Annotated in this window: 16 protein-coding genes; 9 read left to right on the plus strand and 7 right to left on the minus strand. The window is 68.4% G+C overall.

The window, feature by feature from the left end:
* Positions 1 to 98 precede the first annotated feature (98 nt).
* The 4 genes from aroG to U4Y91_RS11930 all read right to left on the minus strand — a co-directional run bounded on the left by aroG (position 99) and on the right by U4Y91_RS11930 (position 8,209).
* Positions 99 to 1,172: a 3-deoxy-7-phosphoheptulonate synthase AroG gene (gene aroG, locus U4Y91_RS11915; protein WP_044844038.1), complete on the minus strand. Its 1,074-nt coding sequence runs from the start codon at positions 1,170 to 1,172 to the stop codon at positions 99 to 101.
* A 398-nt stretch (positions 1,173 to 1,570) separates the two neighbouring features.
* Positions 1,571 to 3,037, minus strand: coding sequence for a metalloprotease TldD (gene tldD / locus U4Y91_RS11920; protein ID WP_257768448.1), 1,467 nt, complete (start codon positions 3,035 to 3,037; stop codon positions 1,571 to 1,573).
* A 92-nt stretch (positions 3,038 to 3,129) separates the two neighbouring features.
* The gene (locus U4Y91_RS11925; protein ID WP_321805224.1) at positions 3,130 to 3,957 is read right to left on the minus strand and encodes a carbon-nitrogen hydrolase family protein; all 828 of its coding nucleotides are present in this window, start codon (positions 3,955 to 3,957) and stop codon (positions 3,130 to 3,132) included.
* A gap of 52 nt (positions 3,958 to 4,009) precedes the next feature.
* The gene (locus U4Y91_RS11930; RefSeq protein ID WP_321805225.1) at positions 4,010 to 8,209 is read right to left on the minus strand and encodes a YhdP family protein; all 4,200 of its coding nucleotides are present in this window, start codon (positions 8,207 to 8,209) and stop codon (positions 4,010 to 4,012) included.
* Between the two features lie 228 nt (positions 8,210 to 8,437).
* Between U4Y91_RS11930 and glnE the strand changes: the two genes are divergently transcribed.
* Positions 8,438 to 11,239 (plus strand): bifunctional [glutamate--ammonia ligase]-adenylyl-L-tyrosine phosphorylase/[glutamate--ammonia-ligase] adenylyltransferase, encoded by a 2,802-nt coding sequence (glnE, locus tag U4Y91_RS11935; protein WP_321805226.1) that lies wholly within the window; start codon positions 8,438 to 8,440, stop codon positions 11,237 to 11,239.
* A gap of 259 nt (positions 11,240 to 11,498) precedes the next feature.
* Here glnE and recN read toward each other — a convergent pair whose 3' ends face one another.
* Both recN and U4Y91_RS11945 read right to left on the minus strand, forming a co-directional pair.
* Positions 11,499 to 13,148 (minus strand): DNA repair protein RecN, encoded by a 1,650-nt coding sequence (gene recN / locus U4Y91_RS11940; RefSeq protein ID WP_321805227.1) that lies wholly within the window; start codon positions 13,146 to 13,148, stop codon positions 11,499 to 11,501.
* A gap of 19 nt (positions 13,149 to 13,167) precedes the next feature.
* Positions 13,168 to 14,070, minus strand: a complete 903-nt coding sequence (locus U4Y91_RS11945) for an NAD kinase (RefSeq protein WP_124487961.1) — start codon at positions 14,068 to 14,070, stop codon at positions 13,168 to 13,170.
* Between the two features lie 130 nt (positions 14,071 to 14,200).
* Here U4Y91_RS11945 and hrcA point away from each other — a divergent pair, with 130 nt between their 5' ends.
* The 3 genes from hrcA (at position 14,201) to U4Y91_RS11960 (ending at position 16,912) form a co-directional block, all read left to right on the plus strand.
* Positions 14,201 to 15,223 carry a heat-inducible transcriptional repressor HrcA gene (gene hrcA / locus U4Y91_RS11950; RefSeq protein ID WP_121858389.1) on the plus strand — a complete coding sequence of 341 codons (1,023 nt, stop codon included), beginning with the start codon at positions 14,201 to 14,203 and terminating at the stop codon, positions 15,221 to 15,223.
* A 138-nt stretch (positions 15,224 to 15,361) separates the two neighbouring features.
* Positions 15,362 to 16,426: a ferrochelatase gene (hemH, locus tag U4Y91_RS11955; protein ID WP_321805228.1), complete on the plus strand. Its 1,065-nt coding sequence runs from the start codon at positions 15,362 to 15,364 to the stop codon at positions 16,424 to 16,426.
* Positions 16,427 to 16,504: 78 nt separating this feature from the next.
* Positions 16,505 to 16,912, plus strand: a complete 408-nt coding sequence (locus U4Y91_RS11960) for an RNA-binding S4 domain-containing protein (protein WP_321805229.1) — start codon at positions 16,505 to 16,507, stop codon at positions 16,910 to 16,912.
* On the opposite strand, the gene U4Y91_RS11965 is transcribed toward U4Y91_RS11960, so the two are convergent.
* Positions 16,884 to 17,045 (minus strand): hypothetical protein, encoded by a 162-nt coding sequence (locus U4Y91_RS11965; RefSeq protein ID WP_006476841.1) that lies wholly within the window; start codon positions 17,043 to 17,045, stop codon positions 16,884 to 16,886. The two genes, U4Y91_RS11960 and U4Y91_RS11965, sit on opposite strands and share 29 nt — an antisense overlap.
* Before the next feature lie 351 nt (positions 17,046 to 17,396).
* Between U4Y91_RS11965 and grpE the strand changes: the two genes are divergently transcribed.
* From grpE to U4Y91_RS11990, 5 genes are all read left to right on the plus strand, one after another.
* Positions 17,397 to 17,942, plus strand: a complete 546-nt coding sequence (gene grpE / locus U4Y91_RS11970) for a nucleotide exchange factor GrpE (RefSeq protein ID WP_321805230.1) — start codon at positions 17,397 to 17,399, stop codon at positions 17,940 to 17,942.
* 10 nt (positions 17,943 to 17,952) lie between these two features.
* Positions 17,953 to 18,393: a thioredoxin family protein gene (locus U4Y91_RS11975; protein WP_321805231.1), complete on the plus strand. Its 441-nt coding sequence runs from the start codon at positions 17,953 to 17,955 to the stop codon at positions 18,391 to 18,393.
* A gap of 147 nt (positions 18,394 to 18,540) precedes the next feature.
* Positions 18,541 to 20,493 (plus strand): molecular chaperone DnaK, encoded by a 1,953-nt coding sequence (gene dnaK / locus U4Y91_RS11980; protein WP_321805232.1) that lies wholly within the window; start codon positions 18,541 to 18,543, stop codon positions 20,491 to 20,493.
* Positions 20,494 to 20,758: 265 nt separating this feature from the next.
* Complete coding sequence (gene dnaJ / locus U4Y91_RS11985) at positions 20,759 to 21,895, plus strand: molecular chaperone DnaJ (RefSeq protein WP_321805233.1); 1,137 nt, start codon at positions 20,759 to 20,761, stop codon at positions 21,893 to 21,895.
* Between the two features lie 4 nt (positions 21,896 to 21,899).
* Complete coding sequence (locus U4Y91_RS11990; RefSeq protein ID WP_321805234.1) at positions 21,900 to 23,837, plus strand: bifunctional anthranilate synthase component I family protein/class IV aminotransferase; 1,938 nt, start codon at positions 21,900 to 21,902, stop codon at positions 23,835 to 23,837.

Raw genomic sequence — 23,837 nt, forward strand, 5'->3', positions numbered from 1 at the left:
GGGTGTTAGCTAGTCTAGCAGAACCGGATGCCGGTCGCAGTCGAACCATGGCAACCCGCCGGCAAGCGGGAAGCCACGGTCCGGACCGGTGTCGTCTGTCAGTTGCCGCTGCCGCGCGCGACGCGGCGTGCCTTCACCGATTCCGCGAGGCCTTCGAGCACCTTCACGCTGTCGTCCCACGCGATGCACGCGTCGGTGATGCTCTGGCCGTAGGTCAGCGGGCAGCCTTCCTTCAGGTCCTGGCGCCCCTCGACGAGGTGCGACTCGATCATCACGCCGACGATGCGCTCGTCGCCGGCCGCGACCTGGCGGCCGATGTCCGCGCACACGGGAATCTGGTTCTCGTGCTTCTTCGAGCTGTTCGCGTGGCTCGCGTCGATCATCAGGCGCGCGGCGAGGCCGGCCTTGCCGATGTCCGCGCACGCGGCGTTCACACTGTCCGCGTCGTAGTTCGGCGTCTTGCCGCCGCGCAGGATCACGTGGCAGTCCTCGTTGCCGGCCGTCGACACGATCGCCGAGTGGCCGCCCTTGGTCACCGACAGGAAATGGTGCGGCTGCGATGCGGCCTTGATCGCGTCGACCGCGATCTTCACGTTGCCGTCGGTGCCGTTCTTGAAGCCGACCGGGCACGACAGCCCCGACGCCAGCTCGCGGTGCACCTGCGACTCGGTCGTGCGCGCGCCGATCGCGCCCCACGAGATCAGGTCGGCGATGTACTGCGGGCTGATCATGTCGAGGTATTCGGTCGCGGCCGGCAGCCCCATCTCGTTGATCTGCAGCAGCAGTTCGCGCGCGGTGCGCAGCCCTTCGTTGATCTTGAAGCTGTTGTCCAGGTGCGGATCGTTGATGAGCCCCTTCCAGCCGACCGTCGTGCGCGGCTTCTCGAAGTACACGCGCATCACGATTTCCAGCTCGCCGTTGAAGCGCTCGCGCTCCTTCACGAGCCGCCCCGCGTACTCGATCGCCGCCTTCGTATCGTGGATCGAGCACGGCCCGATCACGACGATCAGCCGGTCGTCCATCCCGTGCAGGATGCGGTGCATCGACTGGCGCGAGTTGTAGATCAGCTCGGACGCGGCCTCGGAGCACGCGAATTCGCGGATCAGGTGGGCGGGCGGCGTCAGTTCCTTGAGTTCGCGGATGCGGACGTCGTCGGTGTTGTGCGGGGGCATGCTGTTTCTCCTAGTTTTGCGGGCGCCGTTCGGTCAGTGCGCGTGCGGCAGATTCATCGATTCAAGCGATTCAGTGATTTCGGTCGGGGCCGCGGGATCCGCTGCGGCGGCGACCGGGTGGCGAAGGGCGAAAAAAAACCGCCGGGTTCGCCGGCGGTTTTTTCGGGAATTTCGGTTGCGCTTCACGCGCCATCAACCCTCTCGATCCGCCAGCGGTCTGAGATGCCAAAAAAAGTAAAAATAAAACTTGGCGGACATGACGGAGATTCGGTTCGTCAAAAAAGTTGATTCGGAATTTATACCCGGTCGCCGCGTCGCTGGCAACCGGGGGTGCTCAAAAATGCGGACAATCCGCGCGCATTTGCCAAAATGCGCGGATTGTCTGCGGCGCGATGCGGTTATGCCGTACCGCCGACCGTCATCTTGTCGATCCGCAGGGTCGGCTGGCCGACGCCGACCGGCACGCTCTGGCCTTCCTTGCCGCACACGCCGACGCCCGAGTCGAGCGACATGTCGTTGCCGATCATGCTCACGTACTTCAGCGATTCCGGGCCGCTGCCGATCAGCGTCGCGCCCTTCACCGGGTAGGTGATCTTGCCGTTCTCGATCATGTACGCCTCGGACGCCGAGAACACGAACTTGCCGTTCGTGATGTCGACCTGGCCGCCGCCGAAGTTCACCGCGTACAGGCCGTTCTTCACCGACGCGAGGATTTCCTGCGGATCCTTGTCGCCGTTCAGCATGTACGTGTTGGTCATGCGCGGCATCGGCAGCGCCGCGTACGACTCGCGCCGCGCGTTGCCGGTGACGGGCATCTTCATCAGGCGCGCGTTCAGCGTGTCCTGGATGTAGCCCTTCAGGATGCCGTCCTCGATCAGCGTCGTGCACTGCGTCGGGTTGCCTTCGTCGTCGATGTTCAGCGAGCCGCGGCGGTTCGGCAGCGTGCCGTCGTCGACCACCGTCACGCCCTTCGCGGCGACCTGCTCGCCGATCCGGCCGGCGAACGCCGACGAACCCTTGCGGTTGAAGTCGCCCTCGAGACCGTGGCCGATCGCCTCGTGCAGCAGCACGCCCGGCCAGCCCGGCCCGAGCACGACCGTCATCGCACCGGCCGGCGCGGGGCGCGCGTCGAGGTTCACGAGCGCCGCGTGCACGGCGTCGTCGACGTAGCGCGACAGCACTTCGTCGGTGAAGTAGCCGTAGTCGAAGCGGCCGCCGCCGCCGCCGGAGCCGATCTCGCGGCGGCCGTTCTGTTCGGCGATCACCGTGACCGACACGCGCACGAGCGGGCGGATGTCGGCCGCGAGCGCGCCGTCGCTGCGCGCGACCAGCACGACGTCGTATTCGCCGGCGAGGCCCGCCATCACCTGCGTGACGCGCGGGTCGCGCCCGCGCGCCATCTGCTCGATGCGCTCGAGCAGCTTGACCTTGGCGGTCGCGTCGAGCGACGCGAGCGGATCGGACGGCAGGTACAGGTCGCGGCCCGAGATGCCCTTCAGCGACGTCGCCGCCTTGATCTTCTGGCGGCCGCCGCCGGCCGCCGCGATCGCCTTGGTGGCCGCGGCCGCCTGGGCGATGGCTTCCGGCGACAGGTCGTCCGAGTACGCGAACGCGGTGCGGTCGCCCGCGACCGCGCGCACGCCGACGCCCTGGTCGATGCTGAAGCTGCCCGACTTCACGATGCCTTCCTCGAGGCTCCACGCTTCGCTGCGGGTCGCCTGGAAGTACAGGTCGGCGTAGTCGACGCGATGCGTGAAGATGTCGGCGATCGTGCGCGTGAGCAGGCTCTCGTCGAGGCCGTACGGCGTGAGGAGGATGTCCTTCGCCAGCGCAAGATTGCGGATGCCGGGTTCGATGATGTTCATGCGGGTATCGAGGGTTCTCAAAAAGTTGTCGGGTGCGTTCTGGGCAGATGGGTTGGCCGGGCGGCGTTTCAAGCGCCGGGCGGTTCAGCGGTTCAGGCCAGCACGCGATGCCGCCACGCGGGCAGGCTCTGGCGCACGTCGGCGATGCGCTGCGGATCGAGCGCGCCGGTCACGACGCTCGCGCCTTCGTCGCGGACCGCGACGATCTCGCCCCACGGGTCGATCAGCATGCTGTGGCCCCAGGTGCGCCGGCCGTTCTCGTGCTTGCCGCCTTGCGCGGCCGCGAGCACGTAGCACTGGTTCTCGACGGCCCGCGCGCGCAGCAGCATTTCCCAGTGCGCGCGGCCCGTCGTATACGTAAACGCCGACGGCACGACGATCAGCGCGCAGTCGCCCATCCTGCGATACAGCTCCGGAAAGCGCAGATCGTAACAGACCGACAGGCCGACCCGCCCGAACGGCGCGTCGAATGTGACGACCGTATCGCCCGCGCGGATCGTGCGCGCCTCGTCGAACGATTCGTCGCCTTTCTCGAAGTTGAACAGGTGGATCTTGTCGTAGCGGGCGGCTTCCTGGCCGTTCGGGTCGAACACGAGCGTCGTGTTCAGCACGCGATCGGGCTCCGGCGCCTTCAGCGGCAACGTGCCGCCGATTACCCAGATGCCGTGACGGTGCGCGGCCTCCGACAGGAAGCGCTGGATCGGGCCGTCGCGGTAGGGTTCGGCGAGCGCGAGCTTGTCGGTGTCGCGATGGCCCATGAAGCAGAAATACTCGGGCAGCAGTACGAGCTGCGCGCCGTCGCCGGCCGCTTCCGCGATCAGGCGGCCGGCTTCGGCGAGATTGCGTGCGACGTCCGGCGTGCTCACCATCTGCAGCGCGGCGACCCGAAAGGGCGTGGCGGAACGGGTGTGATCGGTCATCGCTGGATCGGTTGCGTCATAAATGGGGTGCGGCCCGGCACCGTGCGCGCCGTCAGTGGCTCGCCGCATCGGCCGGACCGTGATTCATCTTACCCTGATCGCCTCGCACCCGCTCGATGTGCGGATGCGCCCACGAGCCGGTGATCGCGTAGTCGAGCGCGAACGCGTGCGACAGCGTCTCCGACAGCGCGTAGTTCGCGGCCAGCACGCCGACACCCAGCAGCGGATTGATGATCGCGGCCGCGATTGCCGCCGTGCCGGCGCCGATCTTCGGCGCGACGTGCGCGTGCAGGTCCTGCGTCTCGGCGCCGAGGTCGACCGCGCCACGCACCGTCACGTTCGCCGGCGCCGTCGTCATCGAGAAGTCGTCGGTGCGCGCGATCCCGTTGGAGATCCGGCTGGTGCCCGTGATCTTGTCGAACGGCAGCCCCTTGCCGATCACGTCGCGGAAATTCAGCGTCAGGAAGCGCGCGAGGCTCTGCAGGCTCAGCACGCCGAGCAGTTTCGCGGCACCCGGATCGACCTTCAGGATCTGGCCGTGTTCCAGGTCGAGCGCGACCTGGCCGCCAAGCGACGGCAGATCGACCGCGGTCGGGCCGCCGCGCCAGCCGACCTTGCCGGTCACGGTGCCGTGGCCGTTTGCAAGCGTGCGCGGCAGGCCGACGAGGTCGAGCAGCGCGCCCGCGTTGCCGACGTCGAGCTTGAAGTCGAACACGCTGCGGCGCGGCGCATCGTTTTCGTCGACGCCGCGGGCCAGCGCGCGGCGCGACGTGCGCCAGTTGCCGGTCGCCGTCAGCTTCGCGGCCGGGTTCGCCAGTTCGAACTTGTCGAGCTGCCACACCGGTACGCCGTCTTCCTCGAGGTTGCGCGCGTTGACGACGAGCCGGCCGATGTCGTGATCGCGCGCGACGACCTGGTCGACGATCAGGTCGACCGCCGGCATCGGCCGGTCGGTCGGCGTCGGCAGGTTCATCGCGCGGCCGACGAGGTCGTGCTGCGCGCTCTGCGGGATCACGAGCTTCGCGAGCCGTGCGTTCAGCACGCCCGCGCCGTTGTGGCCGCCGCCCGGCGCCCACGACAGGTAGCCCGATACCTGGTTCGACGCGATGTTCGCCTGCCACAGCTCGTCGACGTGCGACGCGCCGATGATCACGTTTTCCCAGTTGCGCTTGAGCAGCTTCAGCGTGCCGAAGTGGAGCGCGAAGCGCTTCGGCGTGAAGCTCGCGACGTCGATGCGCGGCGCGGCCGGCGGTTCCGGCGCGCGCGGCGTGTCGTGCTGCAGCGTGCGGGCCAGTGCGAGCCAGGCGTCGGCGTCCAGTTCGTCGACGTCGACGGCGGCGCTCACGCCGTCCTGCGGCAGATCGGGCATCCGGTGGATGCCCATCGCGCCGCGCACCGCGCGCAGCGGCTGGCCGGGCGTCGCGTCGAGCAGGTAGGTCGCGGACACGGGCCCGAGCGTCAGGTCGGCATGCTCGAGGCGCTTGCCACCGTCCTGGGCGGCCGGCTGCAGCGTGAAGCGGAACGGCATCGGCGTGCCGGCCGGTTTCGCGAACGGCGCCGGGAAATTCAGCGCGACGCCCGTCAGGTCGGAATGCGCGGTGACCTCCGGCAGGCGGCCCGGCGCGCCGCGCACGGCGAGCTGGTACGGCGCGTCGCCGACCACGTGCTCGAGCAGCGCCGCGGCCGTGCCGCGCAGGTTCAGGCCGCGCGCGGCGTCAAGCGCGAGCTTGCCGTCGACGTCCACCGCGTACGGGCCGTGCGACTGGAAGTTGCCGTTCGCGCGCACCGGGCCGCCGAGGAAGCGCCCCGACAGCTCGTGCAGCGACGCGCCAGCCTCGCTGAAGCGCACGCTGCCGCGCAGCGCGGACAGCGGCGGCACGCCGTCGGTCGACAGCGTGTTGCCGCCGAACGCGAGCGCGCCCTCGACATGCGTATGCGGATGCGGAACGTGCTGCGGAATCGTGATCTTGAGCGCGAGCGCCGCGGGCCCCTGCGCGTCGATCCGCTGGCCGATGTGCCCGCTCATCGCGCCGAGCGAGCTGTTGTCCGCGTAGTCGATCAGGTCCGCGAGCGGGCCTTGCGCGTGGCCGTCGATGATGAGCGGCGACTTCGACGGATTGCCGAGATCGTCGATCCGGCCCGCGACCTTCGTCAGTGCGACGCGCTTGTAGTGCGCGCGCGCGATGTCGAAGTGCAGCTTGTTCTGCGCGAGCTCGAACACGCCGTCGATCCCGTCGAGCGCCGGCCAGACGCTCGGCGTGCCGTTCGCGAGCTTGCGCGGCGGGTACGGCGTCGGCTCGAAGCGCCCGCCGGTGAACGGCGCGACGATGTGGAACACGCCGGCATCCGGCTCGTGTTCGAACGGGAATTTCTCGAGCGGGCCGCGGGCGACGATCGACGCCCCCTTGGTCACCTGGCCGTCCTGCAGCGCATGGCCGAGATAGTCGCGCAGGTGCTCGGACATCCCGGTCGGCAGGTAGCGCGGAATGCGCGCCACCGACGCGCGCGCGAAATCCGCGCGCAGGTCGAGCGAGCCGCGGCCGTGGCCGGGGTTCGTGTACGTGCCCGACACCGCGATTTCCGCATCGGGGTTCGCGACGAACAGGTCGGGCAACGTCACGTCGACGCGCGCGTGCTTCTCGCCCGGCGCCGGCGTGATCACCCATTTCGCGTTGCCGCGCAGCCGGTCGAAGGTCAGGCGCGGCTCGTCGAATTCGCCGGGCACCGTGACCGCCGCATTGACCGTGTCGAAGTGCGCGCGGCCGCCGGTTTCGTTCGCATCGATGCGGCCCCACAAATTCTCGACGCCCGGCCAGCCGGCGCGCGGGTGACCGCGCGGGGACAGCCCCGGAGGCGGCTCCTGCGCGGCGACGCTGATGCCCTGCAGATCGCCGAGGAAGCGGTAGCGGACGATCGGCGCGGCGCCGGTGCGCCGTTCTTCGTCGGCGAGCTCGGCCCGCGCCGGCTTCGCGCGTTCGACCTCGATGTGATAGTTCGACACCATCCCGCGCGGGTCGAGCTTGATCAGCTCGTTGCGCAGCCGCGCGGGCAGCGGCAGCCCGCGGATGAACTCGCTGAGGATGCCGAGATCGACGCGGTCGCCGACGACGCTCAGCAGCTGCCCCTGGTCGGCGGTCGGCACGCGGTAGCGGGCGGTCAGCGTCGACAGCGCGAGCGAACGGGCGAGCGGCGTGCCGTCAGGCAGCGGCGGCTGGCCGAGCTCCGCGTTGAAGCGCGTCAGGTGCAGCGTGTAGTCGCGGCCGGCGTCCAGCGCCATGTCCCAGCCGAACCCGACCGTCGGCACGTCGAGGCGCGGCTGGGTCGGCCGCACGCGCAGCACGACGTCGGCGCCCTGCAGGTCGCCGCCCGCGGAGCGCAGATGGCCGTCCTGGAAGGTCGCCCAGATCGCGTTGTCGATGCGGCCCGCGTGGATCGTGAGCGGGATGTCGAGATAGCGGCCGAGCGTCTGCAGGTCGACCGGGCCGGTCGACAGGTACGCGTCGCCGGTCCAGTTCGTCGGCTTGCCCATCGGCGCGAGCGGCTTGTGGCGGAAACGCGCGCGGAAATCGAGCGGACCGAGCAGCAGCGTGCCGTTCGCGGGCGCCTGCAGCGCGGCCTTGTGCTCGCGGCCATGGTTGAGCACCGCGAGGCGGATGCCGGACAGCGCGAGCTCCGGTGCGTCGTGCTGCGCGTCGCGCCAGCGCAGCGTGCCGTTGCGCAGCACGATCGCTTCCTGCTTCAGCAGCCACGTGCTGAACGTGTCGTTGCCGCCATGGGTGGTCGCGACGCCGACGCCCGCGACGCTCAGCGAGCCGTCGGCGGCGCGTGCGACGACGAGGTCGGGATGGTCGACGATCAGGCTCGACAGCGCGGGCGACAGCCGCAGCAGCGACATCCACGACAGCGCGGCCGTCGCGTGCGGGACCGACAGCGCGATCTGGCCGTCACGGCCGCGAATGGTGAGGTTGGCGACTTCGACGCCCGGCTGCATGCCGGACCAGTGGGGAGACAGCTTGCCGATCGAAAGTTGCGCGTGGAGCTTGTCGGACACCGCGCGCTCGATGCGCGGGCGGTATTCGTCGATGCGCGGCAGCAGCACGTAGCGCATCCCGAGGAACACGCCGGACGCGACGAAGTACGTGCCGATCCCGACTGCCAGCGTCACCCTGAACACGCGACGCAGGACCGGATGATCGTGCTTCGGAGGTCCCGCTTCGGGCTCAGCTACGGCGGATTCCTGACGGTCGGACATGCGGCGGAAGGGCGGCGATATGGTAGTTTTGCAGACTGACGTTGAAATGTATCACACGGGTTCGTGCCGGCGGCCGTTGCGGCCGCACGGCACGGGCTTTCCGGCGCGCGGTTTTCGCGGCGGCGCACCCGCGTCGCGACACCGCGCCGAGTCCAAGGGGCCTGTCGGCAGCGGGGCGCGCACGCGTTGTCCCGCAGCGGCAGGCCTTACCGCCAGGCCCGCTTTTCGATGACCGACGCTTCCGCCCTGATCAGCACGTCCTATTCCCGCTACATCGCCCGCGCGACCGCCGCGCGTCCCGCGCTGTCCGGCCAGATCGCCGCGTGGGCCGCCGCGCCGCTCATGCGCGCGCAGCTCGACGCGCGCCTGACCGAACTGCTCGCCACGCCGGCCGGCACGGCCGCGCCGGGCGACGAGCAACTGAAGCGCGCGCTGCGGCAGTTGCGTATCGAGGTGTTCGGCGCGGTCGCGGAGCGCGACCTGCGCGGCGTCGCGAGCGTCGCCGAGGTGACGGGCGCGATGACCGATCTCGCCGAAGTGGCCGTGCAGCGCTCGCTCGCGCTGCTGTCGGCCGAACTCGAGGCGATGTACGGCGAGCCGCGCGGCGCCGACGGCCAGCGCGTCGTGCTCGGCGTGGTCGGGATGGGCAAGCTCGGCGGCCGCGAGCTGAACGTGTCGTCGGACATCGACCTGATCTTCGTCTACGAGGACGACGGCGAAACGGCCGGCGGCACGCGCTCGCCGCTGTCCACCCAGGAATATTTCACGCGGCTCGGCCGGCGCCTGATCGGCGTGCTGTCCGAGGTCACGGCCGACGGCTACGTGTTTCGCGTCGACATGCGGCTGCGCCCGAACGGCGATTCGGGGCCGCTCGTCTGCAGCCTCGGGATGCTCGAGGAATATTTCTACGTGCAGGGGCGCGAATGGGAGCGCTACGCGTGGATCAAGGGGCGGCTCGTATCCGAAGGCGACAGCGACGCGGCGCGGCGGCTGGCGGCGCAGCTCGAATCGATCGTCAAGCCGTTCGTGTACCGCCGCTATCTCGACTTCGGCGTGATCGGCGCGATCCGTTCGCTGCACCAGCAGATTCGCCAGGAAGCTGCGCGCCGCGCGTCGATGCGGCCCGACAAGGCCGACGACATCAAGCTCGGGCGCGGCGGGATCCGCGAGATCGAATTCAGCGCGCAGGTGTTCCAGCTGATCCGCGGCGGCCAGGATGCGGAATTCCGCGTGCGGCCGACGCTGGCGGTGCTGCGCCATGCGCAGGCGCGCGGGCTGATCGGCGAGGACGTGCGCGAGCGGCTGACCGACGCCTACAACTTCCTGCGCACGCTCGAGCACCGGCTGCAGTACCGCGACGACGCGCAGACGCACGCGATGCCGGTCGATCCGGGCGAGCGGGCGGTGCTGGCCGCGTCGCTCGGCTTTGCCGACTATGCGGCGCTGATGACGGTGCTCGACGATCACCGGACGTTCGTCGAGGCGCAGTTCGACCAGGTCTTTGCCGACAAGGTGAGCGGCGGCCCCTGCGCGGCGGGCGAGGACACGGCCGCGACGTGGATCTGGAGCGGGGCGCTCGCCGACGACGGCGAAGACGACGCGCTGCTCGCGCGCCTCGACGGCGTGGGTTTCACCGATCCGGCGGCCGTGCTCGCGCGGCTGCGCGCGATCTGGCAGTCGTCGCGCTACGCGGGCCTGCCGGAAAAGAGCCGGCAGCGCTTCGACAGCGTCGCGCAGCGCGCGCTCGAGGCCGCGCCGCGGATCGACGCCGCGCGCCGCGACGATACCATCGTGCGGCTGTTCGACCTGCTCGAGACGGTCAGCCGGCGCGGTGTCTATCTCGCGCTCCTGACCGAGTATCCGGCTGCGCTCGACCGCGTGCTGTCGGTGCTCGGCGCGACGCGCTGGGGCGGCGGCTACCTGATCCGCCATCCGCAGCTGCTCGACGAACTGCTCGACGACGAAGCGATCGCGAGCCCGTTCGACTGGCCCGCGTTCAAGGATGCATTGCGTGCGCGCCTCGCGGCCGCCGACGGCCCCGAGCAGCAGATGGACCTGCTGCGGCACGCGCAGCACGCGGAAGTGTTCCGCATCCTGCTGATCGATCTGGCGGGCCAGCTGTCGGTCGAGCATGTGAGCGACCGCCTGTCCGAGCTCGCCGACGCGGTGCTCGACGTGACGATCGAAGTCGTCTGGTCGCAGCTCGCGAAGCGCCACCGCGACGTGCCGAAGTTCGCGGTGATCGCGTACGGCAAGCTCGGCGGCAAGGAGCTCGGCTACGCATCGGATCTCGACCTGATCTTCCTGTACGACGACCCCGACGAGCGCTCGGCGGACGTCTACACGACGTTCACGCGACGGCTGATCACGTGGCTCACGACTGCGACCGGTGCGGGCGCGCTGTTCGACATCGACCTGCGGCTGCGGCCGAACGGCGAGGCCGGGCTGCTCGTGACCGATCTCGACGCGTTCCGCCGCTATCAGCTGCGCGAGGGCGACGCGGCGAACACCGCGTGGGTGTGGGAACACCAGGCGCTGACGCGCGCCCGCTACAGCGCAGGCGACCCGCAGATCGGCACGGACTTCGAGGCGATCCGCCACCAGGTGCTGACGACGCCGCGCGACGGGGCGGTGCTCGCCAAGGAAATCGTCGACATGCGCGGCAAGGTGTTCGCCGGCCACCCGAACCAGACCGAGCTGTTCGACCTGAAGCACGATCGCGGCGGGATGGTCGACATCGAGTTCATCGTCCAGTACTGGGTGCTGCTGCATGCGTCGAGCGATGCCGAGCTGATCCGCAACACCGGCAACATCGCGCTGCTGCGCGAGGTCGCGCGGTTCGGGCTGATGGGTGAGGACGAGGCCGAGCGCGTCGGCGCCGCGTACCGCAAGTACCGAAAGCTGCAGCACAAGCTGCGGCTCGACGGGATGGAGAAGGCGCGGGTCGATCCGGCGCTGGTGGCCGACGAACGGGCGGCCGTGACGGCGTTGTGGGAGCGTGTGTTCGGCGGGGCCGAAACGGGCGTTTGAGTCGGACGTTTGAATCCGGCGTTCGCGGCAGGCCGCTCGAATCCGCGGGGCAGGGCGGGCGCGCTCGGGCGGCGGCCGTCCATCGAAAAACTGCGCCGTGCGAGCTGTTTGACCGGCAGATCGGTCTGCTGACTCGCCGTGCCGCTGCAGCTCTGTTCCGGGGAAAGCGACACGCCACGTTCCGAAAAACGTGGGGTTCGTCGGCAGTCCGGGACCGGCGCATGCGCCGATCTTCTGCATTCGGCCAACGGAGCTGGCGTCAGGCCGCCAGCATTTCCTTCGCGTGCTTGCGCGTGGTGGCGGTGATTTCGAGCCCGCCGAGCATCCGGGCGACTTCCTCGACCCGGTTCGCCTTGTCGAGCGGGACGACCGACGAGACGGTGCCGCCGCGCTCGTCGGCGCCTTTCGCGACCTGGAAGTGATGGTCGCCGCGCGCGGCGACCTGCGGCAGGTGCGTCACGCACAGCACCTGGCGGTCGCGCCCGAGCTGGTGCAGCAGGCGGCCGACCACTTCGGCGACGCCGCCGCCGATCCCCGTGTCGACTTCGTCGAAAATCAGCGTCGGCGTCGGGCTGGCGGCGCTCGCGATTACGGCTAGCGCGAGGCTGATCCGTGCGAGTTCGCCGCCCGACGCGACTTTCGCGAGCGGCCGCAGCGGCACGCCCGGGTGCCCGGCGACCCGGAATTCGACCTGCTCGAGCCCGTGCGGGCCGCCGTCGGCGAGCGGCACGAGCGTGACTTCGAAGCTGCCGCCCGCCATCGACAGTTCCTGCATGCCGGCCGTGACGGCCGTGCCGAGCGCCTTCGCGGCCTGCGCGCGGGCCGTCGACAGGTGTTTCGCGTCGGCGAGATAGGCTTCCCATGCCTTCGCCTGCGCGGCTTCGAGCGCGCCGAGATCGGCGGCCGCGTCGAGCGCGGCGAGCTGCGCGCGGCGTGCCGCATGTTCCTCGTGCAGCGTGTCGGGCGGCAGCCGGAACTTGCGGGCGGTCGAGTGCAGCGCGTCGAGGCGCGATTCGACCTGCGCGAGCCGGGCCGGGTCGAGATCGAGGCGCTGCGCGTAGTGCGACAGCGAATAGACGGCTTCCTGCAGCTGGATTTCGGCCGGTTCGAGCGAGGCGAGCGCATCGCCGAGCCCCGTGTCGTAGTCGGCCAGGCTGCGCAGCTTCGACACGATTGCGCCGAGCTGCGGGAGCATCGCGTCGTCGGCCTCGGTCAGCGCGTTGAGCGCGCCCTGCACGCCGGCGATCAGGTTCGCCGAATGCGACAGGCGCTTGTGTTCGCTGCCGACTTCGTCCCATTCGCCGGGTTGCGGTGCGAGCTTGTCGAGCTCGGCGAGCTGCCACGCGAGCTTCTCGCGTTCGAGCTGCAGTTCGCGCTCGTGCGCCTTCGCGGCGTCGATCGCCTGCGTTGCGTCGCGCCAGACGCGCCACGCGCGTGCGACGTTCGCGGCGTCGGCGACGAGCCCCGCGTGCGTGTCGAACAGCTCGCGCTGCGCGTCGGGCCGCATCAGCAGCTGGTGCGCGTGCTGACCATGGATGTCGACCAGCATCTCGCCGAGTTCACGCAGTTGCGCGAGCGTCGCGCTGGTGCCGTTGATGAACGCACGCGAGCGGCCGTTCGCGTCGATCACGCGGCGCAGCATCACGGTGTCCTCGGCGTCGAACGCGTGTTCGTCGAGCCAGCGCGCGACGCGGTCGTGCGGCGTGAATTCGGCGGTGATGTCGGCGCGGGTGCAGCCGGCGCGCACGACGCTTGCGTCGGCGCGTTCGCCGAGCGCGAGCGCGAGGGCGTCGATCAGGATCGATTTACCGGCGCCGGTTTCGCCGGAAAAGACGGAAAAGCCGCTGTCGAATTCGAGATCGAGCGCGGCGACGATCACGAAGTCGCGAATCGAGAGGTGGCGGAGCATGGTGTCGGGCGTGGGTGCGTCAGGACGCCTTGTCGTCTTCGTTCGATGCGTGTTCGTTCCAGTGCAGCTTCTTGCGCAGCGTCGCGTAGTAGCTGTAGCCGACCGGGTGCAGGAACGGAACCGTGTGCTTCGAGCGGCGGACCTCGATCGTGTCGTTCAGCTCGAGCGACGTGAACGACTGCATGTCGAAGTTCACGTTGACGTCGCGGCCGCCGACGATCTGGATCGCGATCTTCGAATCGTCGGGCAGCACGATCGGCCGGTTCGACAGCGCGTGCGGCGCGATCGGCACGAGCACGATGCCCTGGAGCTGCGGATGCAGGATCGGGCCGGCCGACGACAACGCGTACGCGGTCGAGCCGGTCGGCGTAGCGACGATCAGGCCGTCCGAACGCTGGTTGTACATGTACCGGCCGTCGACCGACGCGCGCAACTCGACCATCCCGGAAAAGCCGCTGCGGTTCACGACGACGTCGTTGAACGCGAGCGCGTGGTAGATCGGTTCGCCGTCGCGCACGATCCGGGCCTCGAGCAGCGAGCGCTCCTCGCGCTCGAACTTGCCCGACAGGATCACCGGGACGCGCGCCTGCATGTCGGCCGCCGCGATGTCGGTGATGAAGCCGAGCCGCCCGTGGTTGATCCCGATCAGCGGTGTCTTGTACGGCGCGAGCTGGCGGCCGATGCCGAGCATCGTGCCGTCGCCGCCGAGCACGACCGCCACGTCCGCGCGCGCGCCGATCTCCGCTGGGGTGAGCGCCGGATAGCCGGAGATGCCGATCTCGCGCGCCGTTTCGGCTTCGAACACGACCTCGAAGCCGAGCTTCGCGATGCAGCCAGCCAGCGTGGCGAGCGGCTCGGCGATGCCGGGCGTGTTGCTCCGGCCGACGAGCGCGACAGTGTTGAACTGATTACCGGTTTTCATGCCGGCATTACACCATAGCTCGTTGACGAAAAGAACCGGCTGTGCGCAGACGGGGCCGGATCGGTCGGCCTGTGCGACAGTGGCCGCGGCCACTCGCCGTGCTCGCGCGGTTGCGCTAAAATTTTCCACCATGCTAGATCCTCGCGCACGAACCCTCCTGAAAACCCTGATCGAACGGTATATCGCCGACGGTCAGCCGGTCGGCTCGCGCACGTTGTCCCGTTATTCCGGGCTCGAACTGAGCCCGGCAACGATCCGCAACGTGATGTCCGACCTGGAGGAGCTCGGCCTCGTGTCGAGCCCGCACACGTCGGCCGGCCGCGTGCCGACGCCGCGCGGCTATCGGCTGTTCGTCGACACGATGCTGACGGTCGAGGCGCCGATCGACGCCGAGGCCGTCGCGCGCCAGGTGCAGAACACGCTGCAGACCGGCGAACCGCAGCAGCGGGTCGTGGCGGCCGCGGCGAGCGTGCTGTCGAACCTGTCGCAGTTCGCGGGTGTCGTGCTGACGCCGCGCCGCAGCCACGTGTTCAAGCAGATCGAGTTCATGCGGCTGTCGGACAAGCGCATCCTGCTGATCATCGTCACGCCCGAGGGCGACGTGCAGAACCGGATGCTCGCGACGCCGCGCGACTATTCGCCGTCGCAGCTCACCGAGGCGTCCAACTACATCAACGCGCATTTCGCCGGGCTGTCGTTCGACGAGGTGCGCCGCCGCCTGCGCGACGAGATCGACCAGCTGCGCGGCGACATGACCACGCTGATGCATGCGGCCGTGACGGCCAGCACCGAGGTGCCCGACACCGAGGACACCGTGCTCATTTCCGGCGAGCGCAACCTGCTCGAAGTGGCGGATCTGTCGTCCGACATGGCGCGGCTGCGCAAGCTGTTCGACGTGTTCGACCAAAAGACGGGCCTCCTGCAATTGCTCGACGTGTCGAGCCACGCCCAGGGCGTGCAGATCTTCATCGGCGGCGAATCGACGCTCGTGCCGATCGAGGAAATGAGCGTCGTGACCGCGCCCTACGAGGTGAACGGCCAGATCGTCGGCACGCTCGGCGTGATCGGCCCGACCCGCATGGCGTACAACCGCGTGATCCCGATCGTCGACATCACCGCGCGGCTGCTGTCGCTCACGCTGAGCCAGCAGTAACCCGAACCGACACCGTCCTGCCATCGTGCCGCGGCGCCGTGCGCACCGCCAGTCGGCCGAACGGCCAGCCGACCCGGGCGAGACGGCCCGCTATAATTGAGGGCCGTCCGACTGCGTGCCCCGAGCACGTTCCTGCCCATGCGTTTCGATCTTGAGCCGCCTTCGAGCGTCGCGGCTGCCCATCGCATTGGCGTGCTGCTGATCAATCTCGGCACGCCCGACGCCCCGACGCCGCGCGCGGTGCGGCGCTATCTGGCCGAGTTCCTGTCGGACCCGCGCGTCGTCGAAATCCCGCAGGTCGTCTGGCAGGTGCTGCTGCGCACGCTGATCCTGCCGCTGCGCGGTCGCGCGTCCGCGAGGAAGTACGCGGCCGTCTGGATGCCCGAAGGCTCGCCGCTGCGCGTGTACACCGAGCGCCAGACCGACGGCGTGCGCCACCTGCTCGCGTCGAACGGCTATCAGGTGACGGTCGACTACGCGATGCGCTACGGCAGCCCGGGCATTGCGCAGGTGCTCGCGCAGTTCAAGCGTGCGGGCGTCGAGCGCGTGCTGCTGATGCCGATGTACCCGCAATACTCGGCGTCCACCACCGCGACGGCATTCGATGCCGCGTTCGCCGCGCTCGCGCGGATGCGCAACCAGCCGGAAGTGCGCACGGTGCGGCACTACGCCGACCATCCGGCCTATATCCATGCGCTCGCCGAGCAGGTGCGCCAGTACTGGGCGCAGCACGGTCGGCCCGACTTCGCGGCCGGCGACAAGCTCGTGCTGAGTTTCCACGGCGTGCCGAAGCGCACGCTCGATCTGGGCGACCCCTATCACGACCAGTGCCAGCAGACGGGCGCGCTGCTGATGGCCGCGCTCGGGCTGTCGACGCTCGAATGCCGCGTGACGTTCCAGTCACGCTTCGGCAAGGCCGAATGGCTGCAGCCGTACACGGCGCCGACGCTGCGCGAACTCGGCGAGGCGGGCGTGCGGCGGGCCGACGTGTTCTGTCCCGGTTTTACGGCCGATTGTCTGGAGACGATCGAGGAGATCGGGATGGAGGTACGCGACGAGTTCATCGCGGGCGGCGGCCAGGCGTTCCACCGGATTCCGTGCCTGAACGGCGCGCCCGCGTGGATCGGCGCGGTGGGCGAGATCGTCGCCGAGAATCTGCAGGGCTGGCCGGTGAAGGCCGCGCAGCCCGAAACGGTGAACTGAAATGACGATACGACCGGTGCGTTCGGCACGGCGCGACGGTATGACCGGCCGCGGCGGGGCGGCCCGGCGGAGGCTGGCATGAACTACAGGATTTCGACGGAACCCGGCGCGAAGCTGCGCATCGACAAGTGGCTGTGGGCGGCCCGCTTCTTCAAGACGCGCTCGCTCGCGTCCGACGCGGTCGACAAGGGCCACGTGAAGATCGGCGGCGCGGCGGTCAAGCCGGCCAAGGACGTGCGCGTCGGCGACGAGGTCGAGATTGCGATCGACGGTGTCGTCTGGCACATTGCCGTGCTGGGCATTTGCGACGTGCGCGGGCCCGCCAGCATCGCGCAGACGCTTTACGAGGAAACGGAAGCGGGGCGCGTCGCGCGGCTCGCCGAACTGGAACGGCGCCGCACCTATCGCGAGCCGGCGGCGGAACTGCACGGCCGGCCGACCAAGCGCGACCGGCGCATCATCGACAGATTTTCTGGTGGGAACTGAACATCTGGTCGAACGTCGCCCGCGCGCTTCCGTATTCGGTCGTGCGGTCGGTGACGGCTCCGGACAGGCAGATGGTGGTGGTGCCGGCAATCAGTACCAGCGCGACCACCGATATGGCAAAGGTCAGTTTCACGGTACGCGCCTCGATGGGACTGTGAACGCAGCGCCAGGTGGATGTCAGGCGCCGGTAAGCTAGGGTAAACGCGCTTTTTCGACGCTTGAATGGAGTGTAGTGCACCCCCCTGTGCCGAGCTAGTACTTGCCTGGTAAGCGTTGTTACCGGTCGTTTCGTCCGATCTGGCGACAAATGCGCGCAATCGGGCGGCGCGCAGCGTGGTTGTTTCACGGCATTGGCGAATGCCGGTGAATAACCCTCTTGAAATCGCAGTTTTCGCCCTTATTTGCACCAACAATGTGCGGTTCCGCCGGCATACGGTCCGGCGGTTGCCGATTTGGCTTCAACCTCTAATCGACTTTCAGCGACATGGAAAACACGCAAGAGAACCCGGCTACCCAATCGGCCGATGACATCGGCAGCGAGAAGCAGGCGGCGCAAGGCGCTGCGCCCGCCGCCGAAGCAGCCGACGCGGCGCTCGCGGAGGCTCAAGCCAAGGTCGCCGAGCTGCAGGAGAGCTTCCTGCGGGCGAAGGCCGAGACCGAGAACGTCCGCCGCCGCGGGCAGGAAGATGTCTCGAAGGCGCACAAGTTCGCGATCGAGGGCTTCGCGGAGCACCTGCTGCCCGTGCTGGACAGCCTCGAGGCCGCCGTCAGCGATACGTCCGGCGACATCACGAAGGTGCGCGAAGGCGTCGAACTGACGCTGCGCCAGCTGACGAGCGCGCTCGAGAAGGGCCGCGTCGTCGCGATCAACCCGGTCGGCGAGAAGTTCGATCCGCACCAGCACCAGGCCATTTCGATGGTGCCGGCCGAGCAGGAGCCGAACACCGTCGTGACCGTCCTGCAAAAGGGTTACATGATCGCCGACCGCGTGCTGCGCCCGGCGCTCGTCACGGTCGCCCAGCCGAAGTAAGGCTGCCGCGATGGTTCCCGCCGGCGTCGATCCGGCCGCGTTCGACGCGTTCGACATGCAGGCGCTGGCGGCCGACACGTTCGACGCCGCGATCGCCGGCGCCGGTGATGCGCTCGCCGTGGTGTTCTTCTGGGGCGTCGACTGCTTCAACTGCGAGATCGCCAAGAAGGCGATGCTCGCCCAGCCGGACGCGATCCGCGCGCTGGACCTGAAGTGGTTCCATTGCAACGTGTACGAACATCATGAGCTGGGGCGCCGCTTCGGCCTGCACGGTGTGCCGACGTGGTTCTTCTTCCACCGCGGCAAGCGGCTCGGGCGTGCGACCGGCTGGCATGGCCTCGCGCAGTTCCAGGCGGCGGTGTCGGCGGCGCGCGCGAAGATCGCCGCGGCGGCCGGCGCGCAGTCGGACCGCGACGGCGGTCCGCACGATCCGGCTACCGGCGGCGATTGAAAAAATTTAATATCCGCATCGCTCGGCGGGTCTTGAAAACGGATCGGCCGGACGCATTTCGGGAACAGAGTTGAATTCTGGCGCGCGAAACTGCCCAAAAACGCGGGGTTTCGCGCAGCAAACAAGCATTTCTGGAGATTAGGAAAAATGGGAAAGATCATCGGTATTGACCTCGGCACCACGAACTCGTGCGTCGCCATCATGGAAGGCAACCAGGTCAAGGTCATCGAGAACTCGGAAGGCACGCGCACGACGCCGTCGATCATCGCCTACATGGACGACAACGAAGTGCTCGTCGGCGCGCCGGCCAAGCGTCAGTCGGTGACCAACCCGAAGAACACGCTGTTCGCGGTGAAGCGCCTGATCGGCCGCCGCTTCGAAGAGAAGGAAGTCCAGAAGGACATCGGCCTGATGCCTTACAGCATCGTCAAGGCCGACAACGGCGATGCATGGGTCGAGGCACACGGCGAAAAGCTCGCGCCGCCGCAGGTTTCGGCGGAAGTGCTGCGCAAGATGAAGAAGACGGCCGAAGACTACCTCGGCGAGCCGGTCACGGAAGCTGTGATCACGGTGCCGGCGTACTTCAACGACAGCCAGCGCCAGGCGACCAAGGATGCCGGCCGCATCGCGGGCCTCGAAGTCAAGCGGATCATCAACGAGCCGACCGCAGCCGCGCTCGCGTTCGGCCTCGACAAGGCCGAGAAGGGCGACCGCAAGATCGCCGTGTATGACCTCGGCGGCGGTACGTTCGACGTATCGATCATCGAGATCGCGGACGTCGACGGCGAAATGCAGTTCGAAGTGCTGTCGACCAACGGCGACACGTTCCTCGGCGGCGAGGACTTCGACCAGCGCATCATCGATTACATCATCGGCGAGTTCAAGAAGGAGCAGGGCGTCGACCTGTCGAAGGACGTGCTCGCGCTGCAGCGCCTGAAGGAAGCCGCTGAAAAGGCGAAGATCGAGCTGTCGTCGAGCCAGCAGACCGAAATCAACCTGCCGTACATCACGGCGGACGCGTCGGGCCCGAAGCACTTGAACCTGAAGATCACCCGCGCGAAGCTGGAAGCGCTGGTGGAAGACCTCGTCGAGCGCACGATCGAACCGTGCCGCATCGCGATCAAGGACGCAGGCGTCAAGGTGTCGGACATCGACGACGTGATCCTGGTCGGCGGCCAGACGCGCATGCCGAAGGTGCTGGAGAAGGTGAAGGAGTTCTTCGGCAAGGATCCGCGCCGTGACGTGAACCCGGACGAAGCTGTCGCGGTCGGCGCAGCGATCCAGGGCCAGGTCCTGTCGGGCGACCGCAAGGACGTGCTGCTGCTCGACGTGACCCCGCTGTCGCTCGGTATCGAGACGCTCGGCGGCGTGATGACGAAGATGATCAGCAAGAACACGACGATCCCGACGAAGCACGCGCAGGTGTACTCGACGGCCGACGACAACCAGGGCGCCGTAACGATCAAGGTGTTCCAGGGCGAACGCGAAATGGCAGCGGGCAACAAGCTGCTCGGCGAATTCAACCTCGAAGGCATCCCGCCCGCACCGCGCGGCGTGCCGCAGATCGAAGTGAGCTTCGACATCGACGCGAACGGCATCCTGCACGTCGGCGCGAAGGACAAGGCGACCGGCAAGGAAAACCGGATCACGATCAAGGCCAACTCGGGTCTGTCCGAGGCTGAAATCGACCAGATGATCAAGGACGCGGAAGCGAACGCAGCGGAAGACCACAAGCTGCGCGAGCTGGCCGATTCGCGCAACCAGGGCGACGCACTCGTCCACAGCACGAAGAAGGCGCTCACCGAGTACGGCGACAAGCTGGACGCGGGCGAGAAGGAAGCGATCGAAGCGTCGCTGAAGTCGCTCGAGGAAGTGCTGAAGGACACGTCGGCCGACAAGGCTTCGATCGACGCGAAGGTCGAGGAACTCGGCAAGGTGTCGCAGAAGCTCGGCGAGAAGATGTATGCCGACATGCAGGCCCAGCAGGCAGGTGCAGCCGGCGCGGCCGGTGCAGCTGAAGGCGCGGCCCACGCGGGTGGCGCACAGCAGGCGGCCGACGACGTCGTCGACGCCGAGTTCAAGGAAGTGAAGAAGGACTAAGCCGGGTTGCAATGGCACCGCACGCCGCGCGTGGAAACGCGCGCGGCGCGACTGACCAGCGGCTGAAAAGCGGTCTGTCTTTCCTTCCGGATGGCCGGATCGACTCCACGCCTGGCGGGCTTCGCGGCCCTCCGGGCACATTTGTTTTTTGGCGGGTGCTGCGCGAGCCGTCCGCGGACGGTGCAGCGCCAGACGAGTCGAGAGACTTTACTGCAGGCGAAAGGAGCCGCCGCGTGCGCGATGCGTGGCGGCACAGTGAATCGATATGGCGAAACGGGATTACTACGAGGTTCTGGGCGTCGCGAAGAATGCGAGCGACGACGAAATCAAGAAGGCGTATCGCAAGCTTGCGATGAAGTATCACCCTGACCGCAATCCGGACAGCAAGGATGCGGAAGAGCATTTCAAGGAAGTGAAGGAAGCCTATGAAATGCTGTCGGACGACCAGAAGCGCGCGGCGTACGACCAGTACGGCCACGCGGGCGTCGATCCGAACATGGGCGGTGCGGGCGCACAGGGTTTCGGCGGTTTCGCGGATGCGTTCGGCGACATCTTCGGCGACATCTTCGGCCAGGCCGCGGGCGGTGCCGCGCGCGGCGGCCGCGGCGGCCCGCAGGTGTATCGCGGCGCCGACCTGCGCTACAGCATGGAAATCACGCTCGAGCAGGCCGCGCACGGCTACGACACGCAGATCCGCGTGCCGAGCTGGGTGTCGTGCGAAGTCTGTCACGGGTCGGGCGCGAAGCCCGGCACGAAGCCGGAAACCTGCCCGACCTGTCACGGCCAGGGCACGGTGCGCATGTCGCAGGGCTTCTTCAGCATCCAGCAGACCTGCCCGAAGTGCCACGGCACCGGCACCTACATCCCGGAACCGTGCGTGCATTGCCACGGGTCGGGCAAGGTGAAGGAAACCAAGACGCTCGAAGTGAAGATTCCGGCCGGCATCGACGACGGGATGCGGATCCGCTCCGCCGGCAACGGCGAGCCGGGCATCAACGGCGGGCCGCCGGGCGACCTGTACGTCGAGATCCACATCAAGCCGCACTCGGTGTTCGAGCGCGACGGCGACGATCTCCACTGCCAGATGCCGATCCCGTTCACGACCGCCGCACTGGGCGGCGAGATCGAGGTGCCGACGCTGGCCGGCCGTGCATCGTTCCCGGTGCCGGAAGGTACGCAGTCGGGCAAGACGTTCCGCCTGCGCGGCAAGGGGATCAAGGGTCTGCGTTCGAGCATCGCGGGCGATCTGTACGTACACGTGCAGGTCGAGACGCCCGTGAAGCTGACCGACCAGCAGCGCGATCTGCTCAAGCAGTTCGAGAAGTCGCTGGCCGAGGGCGGTGCGCGTCACAGCCCGCAGAGCAAGAGCTGGTTCGACCGGGTGAAGAGCTTCTTCGAGTAACGGCATGACTGAAGGCAACGAGAGCGCGTCGTTCGCGCTCTTGGACGATTGCGACTCGACCGCGTCCGCGCGGTCGAGTCGCTTGTATTCCGGTTTCGTGCGCGAACGCGTGTGCACGGATCCGGCACGGCTCGACGAAGTCGATGCGGCGGTGGCGCAGGATCTGCGCGACGGGCTGCATGCGATCGTCGTCGGTGATTACGAATTCGGACGCAATCTGGACAGAGCGCAGCCGGGCCATGCCCCGCTGCGCTTTTTGCTGTATGCGCGCTGCGAGCGCCTGTCGCGCGACGAAGTCGATGCGTGGCTCGCGCAGCAGGACGGCGGCGGACCGCCGTCGATCGCGGGCGTCGCGCACGTCGCGAAGAGCGTGTCGCGGGACGCGTTCGACGCGGCGATCGCCGCGGTGCACGACGCGCTGCGGGCGGGTGATTCGTATCAGATCAACTACACGTACCGGCTGAATTTCGACATGTTCGGCACGCCGCTCGCGCTGTACCGGCGGCTGCGCGCGCGTCAGCCCGTGCGTTACGGCGCGCTGATCGCGCTGCCCGACGGCGCGTGGGTCGTGTCGTGCTCGCCGGAGCTGTTCGTCGAGAAGCACGGCGACGTGCTGCGCGCGCGGCCGATGAAGGGCACCGCGCCGCGCTCGGCCGATCCGCGCGACGATGCGGCGGCTGCCGCGTTCCTCGCGAACGATCCGAAGAACCGCGCGGAAAACGTGATGATCGTCGATCTGCTGCGCAACGACGTGTCGCGGATCGCGCGCACGGGCACGGTCAAGGTGCCGACGCTGTTCTCGGTCGAGCCATATGCATCGGTGTGGCAGATGACGTCGACGGTCGAGGCCGGCTGGCGCGACGGCACCACGTTCGCGCAGATGCTGCGTGCGCTGTTTCCGTGCGGATCGATCACCGGTGCGCCGAAGCACAAGACGATGGAACTGATCGACGCGATCGAGTCGACGCCGCGCGGGCTCTATACGGGCGCGATCGGCTGGCTCGATGCACCGGAGGAAGGCCCTTCGGCAGGCGCTGCGGTGCCCGACGGCGCGGCCGGCTGCGGCGATTTCTGCCTGTCGGTCGCGATCCGGACGCTGACGCTCGATGCGATCGCCGTCGATGCGGCCGCAACGATCGACACGCGCGACGCGGCAACCGCCGCTAGCGGCCGGCGGCGCGGCAGGATGGGTGTCGGCGCGGGCATCGTGCTCGACAGCGTCGCCGCCGACGAATATGCGGAGTGCGAATTGAAAGCGCGATTCCTGACCGATGCCGATCCCGGCTTCCAGTTGTTCGAAACCACGGCCGCGACACGTGCGGACGGCATCCGGCATCTCGAGCGCCATCTCGCACGGCTGCAGCGCAGCGCGGATGCGTTCGGCTTCCGCCTCGACGCCGACGCGTTGCGCCGCGAGATCGACGCGCGCTGCGCGGCGCTCGACGGCGACGGCCCGTACCGGATGAAGCTCGCGCTCGCGAAGGACGGCACGGTCGACATCACGGCCGCGGTGCTGAAGCCGCTGCCCGCGGGGCCGGTCGGCGTGATGCTCGCGTCCGCGCATGGCTTCGCGCCAACCCGCACGGACGATGCGCTGCTCTTGCACAAGACGACGCACCGCGCGGAATACGATCGCGCGTGGCAGGCGGCGGAAGCGCTCGGCGGCTTCGACATGCTGTTCGTCAACGAGCGCGGCGAGGTGACGGAAGGCGGGCGGTCGAATGTGTTCGTGAAGCGTGATGGCGTGTGGTTGACGCCGCCGTTGTCGTGCGGCGTGTTGCCCGGCGTGATGCGCGGTGTGCTGCTCGACGATCCGGCGCTAGGCGCAAAAGAGCGTGTGCTGACGCTCGACGATGTGCTGAACGCAGACGAGTTGATGATCTGCAATGCGTTGCGCGGGTCGGTCGCGGCGCGGCTGATTCAAGGCCGCGCACCGGCCTGA

Source organism: Burkholderia sp. BCC1993 (assembly GCF_905339865.1).
Lineage (GTDB): Bacteria > Pseudomonadota > Gammaproteobacteria > Burkholderiales > Burkholderiaceae > Burkholderia.